The following is a 13,880-nucleotide window of genomic DNA, read 5'->3' on the forward strand; positions in this document are numbered from 1 at the left end:
TTCGATACTCATTGAGTGGGAGTGGTAGCGGGGATTGAGCGACACCAGAAGCTGGCTCAGATCGAGCAGCTTCGGTCGAAGGTGCGACGGCTGGAGCAGAAGCCGGGCATCGGCGCGGAGCTTGCGACGCACGAGGCGCTCGGTGGGGTGGTGCAGCTTCGGGCCGGCGGGACGTACGCGGCCGACTCGCTGTCGCTGGCCATGCTGCTGCTCGCGGGGCCCTCGGCGGCGGGGGAGTGGACCGCCGTCGTCGGGGTGGAAGACTTCGGCGTCGAGGCGGCGGCAGAGGCCGGGGTCGACCTGGAGCGGACCATCCTGGTGCCGCGGCCGAAGGACTCCTGGCTGGAGGCGACCGCGGCGCTGGTCGATGTGGTCACGCTGGTGCTGGTCCGGCCGACCGGTCGGGTGACCCCGGGCGTCGCCGAGAAGATCGGTGCCCGGCTGCGCACCCGCGGCGCCGCGCTGGTGGCGCTGGGGGAGTGGCCGAGAGCAGACGTACGTCTGCGGGCGACCGAGCCGCGCTGGGTCGGGCTGGGCAACGGCGACGGCCATCTCCGGGCGAGAAGGATGGTGGTCGAGGCGGTGCGCGGGACGGCTCCGCCGCGGCGTACGGCGCTCTGGTTCCCGGCCGAGGACGGCGGTCTGCGGCGCGTCCTCGAACCCGTCGCTGACCTCGCTGACCTGCGGAAACAGGAGTCGGCATGAGCGAGCGTCAGCGAGCGACCATAAGCCTCAGGCCGCCGCGTCCGTATTCTTGGCACTGCTCTACGGAGGCGGCGGCATGAGTCGTACGCTGGTGGTCTGGTGCGCCGACTGGCCGGTCGCCGCGGCGCTGGGCGAGGCCGGCTTGCCGAGGCACCTGCCCGCCGCGGTCTTCGCGCAGAACCGGGTCCAGGCCTACAACCAGGCGGCGCGGGAGTTCGGGATCAAGCGCGGGATGCGGCGCCGCGACGCGCAGTCGCGCTGCCCGGAGATCCAGGTGCTCGCCGCCGACGAGGCCCGTGACGCGCGGGTCTTCGAGGAGGTGCTGGTGCGCCTGGAGGAGCTGCGCCCCGGCGTCATGCCGCTGCGTCCCGGGCTGGTCGCGCTGCGCTCGCCGGCCCGCTTCTACGGCGGCGAGGCCGAGGCCGGTGCGGCGATCGCCGAGTGCGTGGTCGGGCTCGGGATCTGGGACGTACGGATCGGCATCGCCGATGAGCTCTTCACCGCCGAGCAGGCCGCGCGGAGCGCCGGGCTGCAGGAGACGTACGCCGTCCCGGCAGATGGAGGCTCCACCGCGTTCCTGCGCGCCCTGCCGGTCCATGTGCTCGAGGACGCGAACGCGGTCAGCCTGCTGCAGCGACTCGGCCTGACCACGCTCGGCGGCCTCGCCGACCTGCCCGGGGCCGACGTCAAGGCGCGCTTCGGCGCGCAGGCCGCCTGGGTCCGCCGGGTGATCCACGGCGAGGGAGCGCGCCCGGTCACGGGGCGTACACCACCGCCCGAGCTCACCACCGAGGTGGCCTTCGAGCCGCCGCTCGACTCCGCCGAGGCGGTCTGCTTCTCGGCCCGGCAGGCGGCGGAGGGGTTCGTCAAGGGCCTCGCGACGCGTCAGGAGGTCTGCACCGAGGTGCGGATCGAGGTCGCCATGGAGGACGTCCCGGACTCGGTTCGCACCTGGGCGCATCCGCGGTGGTTCTCCTCCGTCGATCTCATCGACCGGCTGCACTGGCAGCTGGCCGGGGTCGTTGCGGGCGGGGCGGTGACCGAGGTCCGCTTCGTCCCCGAGGTCGCCGTCTCCGAGGCGGTCCACGCTGACGGTCTCTGGGGCGGTACGAACGAGCGCGTCGATCGTGGCATCGCCCGGGTGCAGGGCCTGCTCGGCCACGAGGCCGTCGTCGCCCCGGTGCTCCAGGGCGGCCGGACGCCACGCGACCGCCAGGCGTACGTCCCCTGGGGCGACCGCCCCACCGCTCTCCGCGATCGCCGACTGCCGTGGCCGGGCTCGATCCCGCCGCCGGCGCCTGCCCGGGTCCTGGCCGAACCGTGGCCGGCGGAGGTCTGCGACCAAGCCGGGCGGCAGGTGCTGGTGCTCCCGCGCGGAGGTGTCTCCGCCGACCCCGCCCGCTACCGCCCCTCGGCCGGCCAGCCCTGGCAGCGGGTCGCCTCCTGGGCCGGTCCGTGGCCGGTCACCGAGGCGTGGTGGGAGCCCGGCGGCGGGCGGCGGGTCGCCCGCTTCCAGCTCGTCGGGGTCGACGGCCGCGCCTGGCTGGCCACCTTCGACACCGACCACTGGCTCACCGAAGCCAGCTACGACTGATGGGCTCGGCTGATGGGCTGGAACAACCCCGAGATCCCGTGGAAGGAGCTGGAGCGGCGACTGTCGGGTCGTCCGCCGAAGGACCCCTACGGCGACGCGCCCATCTCGCGGCGCAAGAAGCGACTGACCGATGAGGAGGTGCGCGGGCCGGAGGGCCCGGTGGTGCCGTACGCCGAGCTCCACGCCCACTCCGACTTCTCCTTCCTCGACGGAGCGAGCTCCCCATCGGCGCTGGTCAGCGAGGCGATCCGGCAGGGGCTGCGCGGGATCGCGATCACCGATCACGACGGCTTCTACGGGGCTCCCGCCTTCGCGGAGGCGGCGCAGAAGCTGACGGGGCCGGCACGGCTGCTGACCGTCTACGGCGCCGAGCTGTCCCTGGATCTGACCAAGCCGCAGAACGGGATCGCCGACCCCGAGGGCAGCCACCTCCTGGTGCTCGCCCGGGGCGTCGAGGGCTACCGGCAGCTGGCCGGCGCGATCACCGAGGCGCAGCTGCGCGGGGACGAGAAGGGCCGGCCGGCCTACGACCTCGACGAGCTCGCCGACCGGGCTCGCGCCGGCAACTGGCTGATCCTGACGGGGTGCCGCAAGGGCGCCGTACGCCAAGCCCTCACCGGCACCGGCCCGATCGCCGCGGCCCGGGCGCTGCGCGACCTCACCGACAGGTTCGGCCACGACAACGTCGTCGTCGAGCTGACCGACCGCGGCCATCCGACCGACTCCTACGACAACGACCTGCTCGCCGGCATCGCCCGCGAGGCCGGCCTGCCCGCGGTCGCCACCAACAACGTCCATTACGCCACGCCCGACCGGCACCGCGTAGCCGACGCGCTCGCGGCGGTCCGCGCGCGCCGCACCCTCAGCGACATCGCCGGCTGGCTCCCGGCCGGCCCGGTGGCGTACGTCAGGTCGGGGGAGGAGATGGACCAGCTCTTCCGGCGCTACCCGGGAGCGGTGGCACGCAGCGTCCAGATCGCCGAGGAGTGCGCCTTCGACCTGCGCAAGGCCACCCCGAAGCTGCCCAAGCGCGGGATCCCCGAGGGCGAGACCGCCGCGAGCCGGCTGCGGCACCTGACCGAGGAGGGTTTCGCGGAGCGCTATGCGAAGGCGTACGCCACCGACCCGGAGTTCGTCGAGAAGGCCCGTAAGCGGGTGGAGCACGAGCTCGACGTCATCGAGCGCAAGGACTTCCCGGGCTACTTCGTGATCGTGCACGACATCGTCGAGTTCGCGCGGAGCGAGAAGATCCTCTGTCAGGGGCGAGGATCGGCGGCCGCATCCGCGGTCTGCTACGCCCTGGGGATCACCGCGATCGACCCGGTCTTCTACAAGCTGCCGTTCGAGCGGTTCATCTCCGAACACCGGGAGGAGGAGCCCGACATCGACGTCGACTTCGACTCCGACAAGCGCGAGACGGTGATCCAGTGGGTCTACGACACCTACGGCCGGCGCAACGCCGCGCAGGTCGCGAACATCGTCGGCTACCGGCCGAAGATGGCGGTCAGGGACGCGGCCAAGGCGCTCGGCCACAGCCCCGGCCAGCAGGACGCCTGGTCCAAGCATCTCGGCTACTCCCGCGTCGAGGCACCGGACGACGTCGGCATCCCCGCTCCGGTCCTCGCGCTGGCCGAGGAGATCCACGGAGCCCCGCGTCACCTCGGCATCCACTCCGGCGGCATGGTGTTGACCGAGGAGCCGATCGGCGAGGTCGTACCCATCGAGCGTGCCCGCATGGAGAAGCGCACCGTGATCCAGTGGGACAAGGACGCCGCCGAATACATGGGCCTTGTGAAGTTCGACCTGCTCGGGCTCGGGATGCTGGCGGCGCTCGACCACATGATGCACCTGGCTCTCGAGCACCTGGGGGAGGGCTGGACGCTGGCGACCATCCCCAAGGAGGAGCCGGCGGTCTACGACATGCTCTGCCGGGCCGACTCGATCGGGGTCTTCCAGGTCGAGTCGCGCGCGCAGATCGGCACCCTGCCGCGCCTGCAGCCGCGCTGCTTCTACGACCTGGCCATCGAGATCGCGCTCATCCGGCCGGGGCCGGTGCAGGGTGGAGCGGTCCATCCCTACGTACGCCGGGCCACCGGGCGCGAGGAGGTCAGCTTCGCCCACAAGCTGCTGGAGCCGGTGCTGGAGCGCACCCTCGGGGTGCCGCTGTTCCAGGAGCAGCTCATGGAGATGGGCCGCGTCCTGGGCGACTTCAACCACGACGACGCCGATCTGCTGCGCCGGGCGATGGGCTCGAAACGTGGTCTCGAGCGGATCGACTCGCTCAAGGAGCAGCTCTATGAGGGCATGCGCGCCAAGGGGATGGCCGAGGAGACGGCCGAGGCGGTCTACACCCAGATCCTCTCCTTCGCGAACTTCGGCTTCGCCGAGTCCCACGCGCTGAGCTTCGCCAAGCTCGTCTACGCCTCGTCGTGGTTCAAGCTCCACTACCCGGCCGCGTTCCTGGCCGGCCTGCTCCGCGCCCAGCCGATGGGCTTCTACTCGCCGCAGTCGCTGACCCAGGACGCCCGCCGCCACGGAGTGGAGGTACGCCGCCCCGACCTCGTCCTCAGCCAGGCCGCCGCGGACATGGAGCCGCTCGATGTCGACGTCGTGTCACCGACCGGGAAGGAGGACTGCCGGCTGGACGGCGAGAAGACCCCGTGGGTGCCCGGCACCCCCGACCCGACCCCGGAGCACCGGCGTGACGGCAACTTCGCTGTACGGCTGGGCCTGGACTCCGTACGCGGCATCGGCAAGGACGTTGCCAAGCGGATCGTGAAGGCCCGCGAGGAGGCACCGTTCAAGGACTCCCTCGACCTCTCCCGTCGCGCCGGGCTGGAACGCGCCCAGCTCGAGGCGCTGGCGACCGCTGGATGTTTGGAGGTGTTCACATCGAGCCGTCGCCAGGCGCTGTGGCAGGCGGGCTGGACCGAGACCGAGGACCAGCTCGAAGGAGTGCGATTCACCGCCGAGACCCCCGCGCTGCCCGGCCTCGACCCGGTCGAGGAGACCCTCGCCGACCTGTGGGCGACCGGCGTGACCCCCGGCAGCCATCCCTTCGCCCATCTCCGGGCCGGCCTGACCGCGGCGGGACTCCCGAAGATCAGCGACCTCCCCACCTCCGAGCCCGGCCGGCGCATCACCGTCGCCGGCCTGATCACCCACCGCCAGCGCCCCGGGACCGCAGGCGGCGTCACCTTCATCAACCTCGAGGACGAGACCGGCATGCTCAACGTCGTCTGCTCCGCCGGCCTGTGGAGGAAGCACCGCAAGATCGCTGTCTCCACCTCGGTCATGCTCATCCGCGGCATCCTCGAGCGCAACGACGGTGTCACCAACCTGGTCGCCGACCGCCTCGCCCCGCTCGAGGAGATCCACCCCGAGGCGGCCAAGGCCATCGCCTCCCGCCACCGCTCCCGCGACTTCCACTGACCACTGCCGAGGCGTCAGCTACGTCGGCCGAGGCGTCGGTTAGGTCGGCCGAGACGGCAGCCGGTGCCCTCTCGGCCGACGCGAGTGACGTCTCGCTCGACGCGGGCGACGTCTCGGCGCTAGCCGGCCGCGCGGAAGAGCTCGAAGGTCGTACGCCGCCGCTCCTCGAACCCGAGACCGAGGTAGACCGAGATGGCGCCGGTGTTGGCGACCGAGGCGTGCATCAGAGCGCGAGAGCCGCGGGCGTGGATGTCGGCGGTGACCGCGAGGACGAGGCGGCTGGCGAGGCCGCGGCCGCGTGCCTCGGGCGCGGTGCAGACGGCGCTGATCTCGATCCAGCCGCCCGGGTGCATCCGCTGGCCGGCCATCGCGACGAGGCGGCCCTCGTGGCGCAGCCCCAGATACGTACCCATCGTGTGGGTCGACTTCTCGAACGGTCCCGGCTCGGTGCGGGCGACGAGGTCGAGCATCTCGGGTACGTCGGCATCCCCGAGCACCACCGCCTCGGGGTCGGGCGCGGCAGCGACCCGTGACGTCTCGACGAGCTGGACCCCTTCGCCCCCGTCGACGACCGACCACCCGTCCCCGCAGACACCGGCCGCGCCGGTGATCAGCGCGGTGCCGCCGGGTCCGACGGCCGCGGCCAGGTCGCGCCACGCCTGCGGCTCGCGCGGGTCGGAGACGGCGGCGAAGGGCGAGATGTCGGGACGGTAGCGACGGGCGAGCCCCGAGCCCTCGGCGAGCGAGGCGTGCGCACCGGTCAGCGAGTGCCAGACCGGGTTGTCGAGAACATCGTCGAGAAGAAGATCAGGCTGCGAGACGGACACGCCGGAATTTTCCCACCACCGCCCCAGTCACGGTTAATCCTTTTCGACAGGTGGATCGATGGACGGGTGCCTTGCGCTCTGCGCGAGAAAGGTCAGTGCCGCGCCGACCGGAACGGCGACAGGGCGAGGATCGCTGACGCGACCGCGAACACCGCGACGGCCAGCCACAACGTCGGCCGGAAACCCACCAGATCGGCCAGCAGACCACCGACCACAGCACCGGCGACGGCGATCGTGCGGTTGGCCGAACGCCTGGTGGCGTTCACCCGACCCTGTACCTCGTCCGGTGTGTTCGCCTGCCAGTAGCCCATCTCGTTGGCATTCTCCACGCCCATCCCCAAACCCAGGAGCAGTTGCCCGGCGGCAATGGCGAAGAACGACGACGACAGCGTCGCGCCCGCAGACGCCGCAGGCGCGAGAGCTACGACTGCCCAGGCGGCCATGGTGAGCAGCCGCCCGAGAAGAACGATCCGTCCGGCGCCGTACGAATGTCCGAGCCGCGTGGCCAGCAGCGCCCCGAGGAGACCACCGACTCCCGCAAGGGCAAGAGCGATGCCGTACGTCAGCGGGCTCAGTCCCAACGATCGAAGCGCGAACGGGACGAGCACCGTGGCGGCCATGCTGTTCCCGAGGAACCAGACGTGGGTCGACCAGGCCAGCGGAGCGAGTGTCTTGTGCAGGTAGATCCAGCGGACCCCTTCGATGATCTCCTGCCGCAGCCGGGTGGTGGTCGGTCGTGGAGGCGGTTCGTCGATCGGGACCCGTGCGATCAGCACGGCGCTGACCAGGTAGCTGACCGCGTCCACGAGGACTGCCCACGGCGCACCGAGCAGCGATACCAGTCCACCACCGACGACAGGGCCGGTCGTCTGTGCCACCGTCTCGCTCTGGTCGAGCCGCGCGTTGGCGGCCAGCAGCTCGGACCTCGGCACCAGCCGGGGCAGGAACGACTGGAGCGCTGCGAACTCGATGACATTGAGCGTCCCGAACAAGAACAGCACAACCGCGACGGCCCACAGCGAGAGCCTGTCCAGTGCCCACAGTGCAGGGATGACCAGCAACGTCGCGGCCAGAAGGACGTTCGACCACACCAGCACCGGCTTGCGACGCATCCGGTCCACCAGTGCGCCGACAACCAATCCCAGCAGCAGGTACGGCAGCAACTGCGCCGCTCTGATCAACCCGACCTCGGTGGCGCTCGCGTCAAGAACTGAGACGATCAGCACCTGGATCGCGATCACGGTGACCGAGCTGCCGAACGCGCCGATCGTCGCCGCGGTCCAGTACGTACGGAACCCCGGGACGGTCACCCGGCGATTCTAGGGGCGTAGCACCGGCTCCCCGCCGGAACTGCCCACTCGACCCCATTTCTGACAACTCGGCGCGGGGGTTGAGAATGGAGGGGTGCCTTCCGCCCTGCCTCCCGGTGACCCTGCCCCCACCGACGGGTCACTACCGGCCGAATCGCTGAGCACGCTGGGGGAGAAGGGGCTGGGCTTCTACGTCCACGTCCCGTTCTGCACGGTCAGATGCGGCTACTGCGACTTCAACACCTACACCGCGATCGAGCTGGGTCCCGGCGCGAGCCGGCAGACGTACGCCGACCAGGCCATCGAAGAGGTCCGGCTGGCGCGCCGGGTGCTGGGCGACAGTGACAAGCAGGTGGACACCGTCTTCTTCGGCGGCGGCACCCCGACGCTCCTGCCGGCGAGCGACCTGACCGGCATGCTCGGAGCGATCAGGGACGAGTTCGGCCTCGCCGACGACGTCGAGGTGACGACCGAGGCCAATCCCGACTCCGTCGACCTGGACTACCTGCGAGCCCTGCGCGAGGGCGGCTTCACCCGGCTCAGCTTCGGCATGCAGTCGGCCGTCCCTCACGTACTCGAGACCCTCGACCGCACCCACGACCCCGAGCGGGTCCCGCTGGTCGTGGAATGGGCGCGCGAGGCCGGCTTCGAGCAGGTCTCCCTCGACCTCATCTACGGCACTCCGGGCGAGTCGATCGACGACTGGCGCACCAGCCTCGACGCCGCGCTGGCCAGCAACCCCGACCACATCTCGGCCTACTCCCTCATCGTCGAGGACGGCACCGCCCTGGCCCGAAGGGTCAGAAGAGGCGAGATCGAGATGCCCGACGAGGACGACCTGGCCGACAAGTACGAGCTGGCCGACGCCACCCTCCGAAAGCACGGCCTGACCTGGTACGAGGTCTCCAACTGGGCCACCGACGAGACCCAGCGCTGCCGCCACAACATGCTCTACTGGCAGGGCGGCGACTGGTGGGGTGTCGGCCCCGGCGCCCACAGCCACGTCGGCGGCACTCGATGGTGGAACGTCAAGCACCCCAAGGCGTACGCCGACCGCATCGGCGCCGAGCAGAGCCCCGCCCACGCCCGCGAGATCCTCGCCGAGGAGGACCGGCGGGTCGAGCGCGTCCTGCTCGAGCTGAGACTTGCCGACGGCCTGCCGGCAGACGCCCTCGACGACGAGGGCCGCGCCGCTCTCCCGGAGCAGGTACGCCGCGGTCTGGTCACCGTCGCCGACGACACGATCTTCCTCACCGAGACCGGCAGGCTCCTCGCCGACGCGGTGGTCCGAGACCTGCTCCCCTGAGCATCCCTGAGCATCCCTGAGTCCGGGACCTTGGTCCTGATCGAAGGATCAGGGGTGATCCTGATTGGTAAAGAGGGCCCGAGAGGGGAGAGTGGAGTCATGGCAACCACAACTCTTTCCCGTCCCAGCAACGACAAATGGATCGCCGGCGTCTGCGGCGGTCTTGGCGACCGTTTCGGCATCAACTCGAACCTGATCCGGCTGGCCTTCGTCATCTCCTGCCTGCTCCCCGGACCGCAGTTCATCGTCTACATCGTGCTGTGGATCATCATGCCGAAGAAGTCGTCCTACTGACCGAGGCTCAGACGGGTTCGGTCACGAAGTCGATCAGCTCCTCGACCCGCCCGAGCAGGGCGGGCTCCAGGTCGCCGAACGAATTGACCCGGCCCAGGATGTGCTTCCAGGCCCGGGCGATGTCGGCCTGATCGCGGTGGGGCCAGCCCATGTGCTGGCAGATGCCCTTCTTCCACTCGATCGACCGCGGCACGTTCGGCCAGGCCTCGAGCCCGAGCCGGGCCGGCTTGACCGCCTGCCACACGTCGATGAACGGGTGACCGACGATCAGCACGTGCTGACCGACCGCGGAGCGCCGGATCGACTCCGCGATCCGGGCCTCCTTGGAGCCTTTGACCAGATGGTCGACGAGCACCCCGACCCGCCGCTGCGGTCCAGGCTTGAACGAGACCAGGTGGTCGGCGAGGTCGTCGACACCGCCCAGATATTCGACGACGACGCCCTCGATCCGCAGGTCGTCGCCCCAGATCTTCTCGACCAGCTCGGCGTCGTGACGCCCCTCGACGAAGATCCGCGACTCGCGCGCGACCCGGGCCTTGACGTTGTCCACGGCCACCGAGCCCGACGCGGTGCGGGTCGGCTTCGCGGGTGCCGTGCGGGTCACCGGGGGAGTGAGGATGACCGGCTTGCCCTCGAGCCAGAAGCCCGGCCCCAGCGGGAATGTACGCCGCTTGCCCTTCCGGTCCTCCAGGGTCAGCGTGTGCAGGTCGCGGTCGATCCGCACGATCTCGCCGACGAAATCGGTCTCGACCTCCTCGACCACCGCGCCCAGCTCTGCGGGAGTCTCGACGGCACGCCCGTTCTTGGGCTTGCGCCAGTCGCCGGCCAGTACGTCGGAGCCGTAGCGATCGCTCATCCGGAGAACGTTAGTGGAGTCAGCAGCGAGAACCGGTGAGCACGCGCCCGAGCTGCTCGAGAACCTCGTCCGGCGTGGCCGCGGTCTCCGGGAACCTGAAGGTCACGTGGTGGCCGCCGTCGAGGGCGATCCAGGATACGTCGACGCTCTCGGCGGTGAGGTTGGAGAGGCGTACGCCGACAATGTGACGCGGTCGCAGCCCGAGCCGAGCCGAGAGCGAGCGGCACAGGTCCGCCTGGTGCTCGTCGTTGGCGTGGGCCGTGATGCGGACCAGCAGATCGTCGGCGATCATAGGACTCTCCAGTGGGGCGGAAACAGTACAGCGAATGGCTCTAAGGTCAGCCTAACCTAAGGCTATCTCGATGGCGACAGAAGTGTCCCGTTCCACAGAGCGGAGCGGCCACCGGAAACTGGTGCCTGTGACGCGAACCGGTAGGATTGGCACTCGCACGGAATGAGTGCCAGGCAGCCAGGACGATAGGAGGGCAGATGCAGAACGAACGCAGGCTCTCCGTCCTCAGGGCGATCGTCGAGGACTATGTGAAGACCGAGGAGCCGGTTGGCTCCAAGGCGCTCGTGGAGCGTCACGGTCTCGGTGTCTCCCCGGCGACGGTACGCAACGACATGGCCGCGCTGGAGGAGGAGGGCTACATCACCGCCCCCCACACCAGCGCCGGCCGGGTGCCCACCGACAAGGGCTACCGGCTCTTCGTCGACCGGCTGACCACGGTCAAGCCGATGACCGCGGCCGAGAAGCGGGCGATCGCCGGCTTCCTCGAGGGCGCGGTCGACCTCGACGACGTCGTCACCCGCTCGACCCGGCTGCTCTCGCAGCTGACCCGCCAGGTCGCGGTGGTGCAGTACCCGACCCTGAGCCGCTCGACCGTCCGCCACGTCGAGCTCGTCGCGCTGGCCCCGACCAGGCTCCTCCTCGTGCTCATCCTCAGCACCGGCCGCGTCGAGCAGCGACTGCTCGAGGTGACCGAGGAGGTCTCCGAGGAGACCCTGGCCACGCTGCGCGCGAAGATCAACACCGCGGTCGCCGGCGCCGTCATCGCCGACGCCGGCGAGGCGCTGCGCACGATCGCCCAGCCGCCCGACGCGCCCGCCGACGCCCCGCAGGACCCGCTCGCCGCCGCCGTGGCGGAGGCCCTGATCGAGGCGATGAACGACCACCGCTCCGACGAGCGGATCTCCATCGGCGGCACCAGCAACCTGGCCCGCTTCGGCGACAACTTCGACACCGCCGTACGCCCGCTCCTGGAGGCCCTCGAGGAGCACGTCGTCCTGCTCAAGCTGATGGGCGAGGCGACCGCGGGCGGACTGGTCACGGTGCGGATCGGTGCCGAGGGCCCCTACCAGGAGCTCTCCCAGACCAGCGTGGTCGCGACCGGCTACGGACCTGGCGACGAGGCGCTGGCCACGCTCGGCGTGGTCGGCCCCACCCGGATGGACTACCCCGGATCCATGGCGGCGGTGCGCGCGGTGGCGCGTTACCTCTCCCGGATCCTCGACGAGGCTTGAGCAGCAGACTCGATTCAAGGAAGATCAGCGAACTTCGATGGCAGGAAGACCGACGTTGGACCCCTATGAGCTCCTCGGTGTCGACAAGGACGCCGACGACGCAACGATCAAGAAGGCGTACCGGAAGCTGGCGCGCCAGTACCACCCTGACGTCAACCCCGACGCCGAGTCGCAGGAGAAGTTCAAGGAGATCTCCCACGCCTACGAGGTGCTGAGCGACCCGCAGAAGCGGGCTGCGTACGACCGCGGTGGCGACCCGTTCGCGGGCGGTTTCGGCGCACAGGGCGCAGGCTTCTCGTTCACCGACATCATGGACGCCTTCTTCGGCGGCGCCGGTGCCGGCACCGGAGGCGCGGGGCGTGGCCCCCGTCCGCGCGTACGCCGCGGGCAGGACGCCCTCATCCGTCTCGACATCGACCTGGCCGAGGCCGCCTTCGGCGTCACCCGCGACCTCAAGGTCGACACCGCCGTCGTCTGTGACACCTGTGGTGGCGAGGGGGCCGCGGAAGGCTCCCACCCGATCCCGTGCGAGACCTGCCACGGCCAGGGTGAGGTCGCGGTCGTGCAGCGCTCCTTCCTGGGCGAGATCCGCACGCTGCGCCCGTGCTCGGCCTGCAACGGCTTCGGCACCGTCATCCCCGACCCGTGCCGCGACTGCAGCGGCGAGGGCCGGGTGCGCTCCCACCGCACCCTGACCGTCAAGATCCCGCCGGGCGTCGACGACGGCACCCGGGTGCAGCTCGCCGAGCAGGGCGAGATCGGCCCCGGCGGCGGCCCCGCCGGCGACCTCTACGTCGAGATCCACGTCGCCAAGCACGCCACCTTCACCCGGAGGGGCAACGACCTGCACTGCACCGCGAAGGTGCCGATGACCGCGGCCGCGCTCGGCACCACGCTCAACCTGCCGACGCTCGAGGCCGACCTCGTCGGCGAGGGCGCCGACCAGATCGACCCCGAGGACGCCTCGATCCAGATCGACCTCAAGCCCGGCACCCAGTCCGGCACCGACCACGTCCTGCGTGGTCGTGGTGTCCCCGGTCTGCGGGGCGGTCGCGGCGACCTGATCGTGACCATCAACGTGGAGACCCCCACCAAGCTCGACCTCGAGCAGGAGGCGCTGCTGCGCCAGCTCGCCGAGATGCGCGGTGAGGAGTCCGTCCAGGGCCAGCTCAAGGCGGCCCACAAGGGCGGCGTCTTCTCCTGGTTCAAGGACACCCTCAACGGGCACTGATCCACGATGACCCTTCCCGTTCACCTCGTCGAGTCGCTCGTCGGCACCCGTGTCGGCGACGACATCGAGGTGAGCGGCGACGAGGGCCATCACGCGGTCGTCGTACGCCGCCTCCGGGTCGGCGAGGAGGTCGTGCTCACCGACGGCGCCGGCGAGGGCGTCACCGGCACGATCACGCAGACCACCAAGAAGTCGATGACCGTACGCGTCGACGAGATCATCCTCGGCGACGCGCCGCCCGAGCCCGCCCTGACGGTCGTCCAGGCGCTGCCCAAGGGCGACCGCGGCGAGCTCGCCGTCGAGATGCTCACCGAGATCGGCGCGGCCAGCATCGTCCCGTGGGCGGCGACCCGCTCGGTCGCCGTCTGGAAGGGCGAGCGCGCGGTCAAGTCCCTGGCCCGCTGGCGGGCCACCGCCCGGGAGGCCGCCAAGCAGTCCCGCCGGCTGTGGCACCCCGAGGTCGAGCCGCTGGCCACCACCGACGCCGTCGTGGCCATGATCGAGGCGGCCGACGTCGCCGTCGTGCTCCACGAGGAGGGCACCCTCCCGCTCGGTGCGGTCCCCGTCATCGACGAGGGCACCATCCTCGTCGTGGTCGGCCCCGAGGGCGGCCTGACGGACGAGGAGATCTCCCTGTTCGAGAAAGCCGGCGCCACCACCATCCGCCTAGGCGGCGAGGTCCTCCGCACCTCGACGGCAGGCGTAGCGGCGAGCGCCGCCCTCCTGGCCCGCACCCGCCGCTGGGACTGACCGCCGACTGCTCGGCGTGGTGGGTTCGTCCTTCGGGGATGCCGGGTGAGT

12 protein-coding genes are annotated in these 13,880 nt (G+C 70.7%); 8 read left to right on the forward strand and 4 right to left on the reverse strand.

The genetic code is table 11. The annotated features are described in order from the left end of the window. The first annotated feature begins 15 nt into the window (after positions 1-15). The 3 genes from ABZU72_RS06965 to ABZU72_RS06975 all read left to right on the forward strand — a co-directional run bounded on the left by ABZU72_RS06965 (position 16) and on the right by ABZU72_RS06975 (position 5,731). On the forward strand, positions 16-705 hold the full coding sequence (locus tag ABZU72_RS06965) for a hypothetical protein (RefSeq protein WP_355018133.1): 690 nt from the start codon (positions 16-18) through the stop codon (positions 703-705). 76 nt (positions 706-781) lie between these two features. Beyond that, on the forward strand, positions 782-2,299 hold the full coding sequence (locus ABZU72_RS06970) for a DNA polymerase Y family protein (RefSeq protein ID WP_355018134.1): 1,518 nt from the start codon (positions 782-784) through the stop codon (positions 2,297-2,299). A 12-nt stretch (positions 2,300-2,311) separates the two neighbouring features. Continuing rightward, positions 2,312-5,731 (forward strand): error-prone DNA polymerase, encoded by a 3,420-nt coding sequence (locus tag ABZU72_RS06975; RefSeq protein WP_355018135.1) that lies wholly within the window; start codon positions 2,312-2,314, stop codon positions 5,729-5,731. Between the two features lie 119 nt (positions 5,732-5,850). Here the strand turns inward: ABZU72_RS06975 and ABZU72_RS06980 are convergent, their stop codons facing one another. Together ABZU72_RS06980 and ABZU72_RS06985 are read right to left on the reverse strand one after the other, a co-directional pair. Next, positions 5,851-6,558, reverse strand: a complete 708-nt coding sequence (locus ABZU72_RS06980) for a GNAT family N-acetyltransferase (protein ID WP_355018136.1) — start codon at positions 6,556-6,558, stop codon at positions 5,851-5,853. Positions 6,559-6,650: 92 nt separating this feature from the next. Then, positions 6,651-7,868, reverse strand: a complete 1,218-nt coding sequence (locus ABZU72_RS06985) for an MFS transporter (protein WP_355018137.1) — start codon at positions 7,866-7,868, stop codon at positions 6,651-6,653. A gap of 94 nt (positions 7,869-7,962) precedes the next feature. Here ABZU72_RS06985 and hemW point away from each other — a divergent pair, with 94 nt between their 5' ends. Beyond that, a complete protein-coding gene (gene hemW / locus ABZU72_RS06990; protein WP_355018138.1) occupies positions 7,963-9,174 on the forward strand; it encodes a radical SAM family heme chaperone HemW in 1,212 nt (403 codons plus the stop codon). A gap of 99 nt (positions 9,175-9,273) precedes the next feature. Beyond that, positions 9,274-9,468: a PspC domain-containing protein gene (locus ABZU72_RS06995; RefSeq protein WP_355018139.1), complete on the forward strand. Its 195-nt coding sequence runs from the start codon at positions 9,274-9,276 to the stop codon at positions 9,466-9,468. 7 nt (positions 9,469-9,475) lie between these two features. Here ABZU72_RS06995 and ABZU72_RS07000 read toward each other — a convergent pair whose 3' ends face one another. Then, entirely contained in the window at positions 9,476-10,324 is an 849-nt protein-coding gene (locus ABZU72_RS07000; protein ID WP_160028223.1) for a DUF3097 domain-containing protein, read from the reverse strand. Positions 10,325-10,343: 19 nt separating this feature from the next. Next, positions 10,344-10,616, reverse strand: a complete 273-nt coding sequence (locus ABZU72_RS07005; RefSeq protein WP_355018140.1) for a hypothetical protein — start codon at positions 10,614-10,616, stop codon at positions 10,344-10,346. Between the two features lie 197 nt (positions 10,617-10,813). Here ABZU72_RS07005 and hrcA point away from each other — a divergent pair, with 197 nt between their 5' ends. The 3 genes from hrcA to ABZU72_RS07020 are packed head-to-tail and all read left to right on the forward strand — an operon-like array spanning position 10,814 to position 13,829. After that, a complete protein-coding gene (hrcA, locus tag ABZU72_RS07010; RefSeq protein ID WP_355018141.1) occupies positions 10,814-11,848 on the forward strand; it encodes a heat-inducible transcriptional repressor HrcA in 1,035 nt (344 codons plus the stop codon). Positions 11,849-11,885: 37 nt separating this feature from the next. Beyond that, the gene (gene dnaJ, locus ABZU72_RS07015) at positions 11,886-13,079 is read left to right on the forward strand and encodes a molecular chaperone DnaJ (RefSeq protein ID WP_350840099.1); all 1,194 of its coding nucleotides are present in this window, start codon (positions 11,886-11,888) and stop codon (positions 13,077-13,079) included. 6 nt (positions 13,080-13,085) lie between these two features. Further along, positions 13,086-13,829, forward strand: coding sequence for a 16S rRNA (uracil(1498)-N(3))-methyltransferase (locus ABZU72_RS07020; protein WP_355018142.1), 744 nt, complete (start codon positions 13,086-13,088; stop codon positions 13,827-13,829). The last annotated feature ends 51 nt before the right edge of the window (positions 13,830-13,880 follow it).

It is taken from the genome of Nocardioides sp. NPDC004968 (assembly GCF_040608935.1).
GTDB lineage: Bacteria > Actinomycetota > Actinomycetes > Propionibacteriales > Nocardioidaceae > Nocardioides.

Excerpts from the sequence above, each read along its gene's own strand:
- ABZU72_RS06970 (WP_355018134.1), top strand. The coding sequence starts at position 782 with ATGAGTCGTACGCTGGTGGTCTGGTGCGCCGACTGGCCGGTCGCCGCG.
- ABZU72_RS06975 (WP_355018135.1), top strand. The coding sequence starts at position 2,312 with ATGGGCTGGAACAACCCCGAGATCCCGTGGAAGGAGCTGGAGCGGCGA.
- ABZU72_RS06995 (WP_355018139.1), top strand. The coding sequence starts at position 9,274 with ATGGCAACCACAACTCTTTCCCGTCCCAGCAACGACAAATGGATCGCC.
- ABZU72_RS07000 (WP_160028223.1), bottom strand. The coding sequence starts at position 10,324 with ATGAGCGATCGCTACGGCTCCGACGTACTGGCCGGCGACTGGCGCAAG.
- ABZU72_RS07005 (WP_355018140.1), bottom strand. The coding sequence starts at position 10,616 with ATGATCGCCGACGATCTGCTGGTCCGCATCACGGCCCACGCCAACGAC.
- hrcA (WP_355018141.1), top strand. The coding sequence starts at position 10,814 with ATGCAGAACGAACGCAGGCTCTCCGTCCTCAGGGCGATCGTCGAGGAC.
- dnaJ (WP_350840099.1), top strand. The coding sequence starts at position 11,886 with ATGGCAGGAAGACCGACGTTGGACCCCTATGAGCTCCTCGGTGTCGAC.
- ABZU72_RS07020 (WP_355018142.1), top strand. The coding sequence starts at position 13,086 with ATGACCCTTCCCGTTCACCTCGTCGAGTCGCTCGTCGGCACCCGTGTC.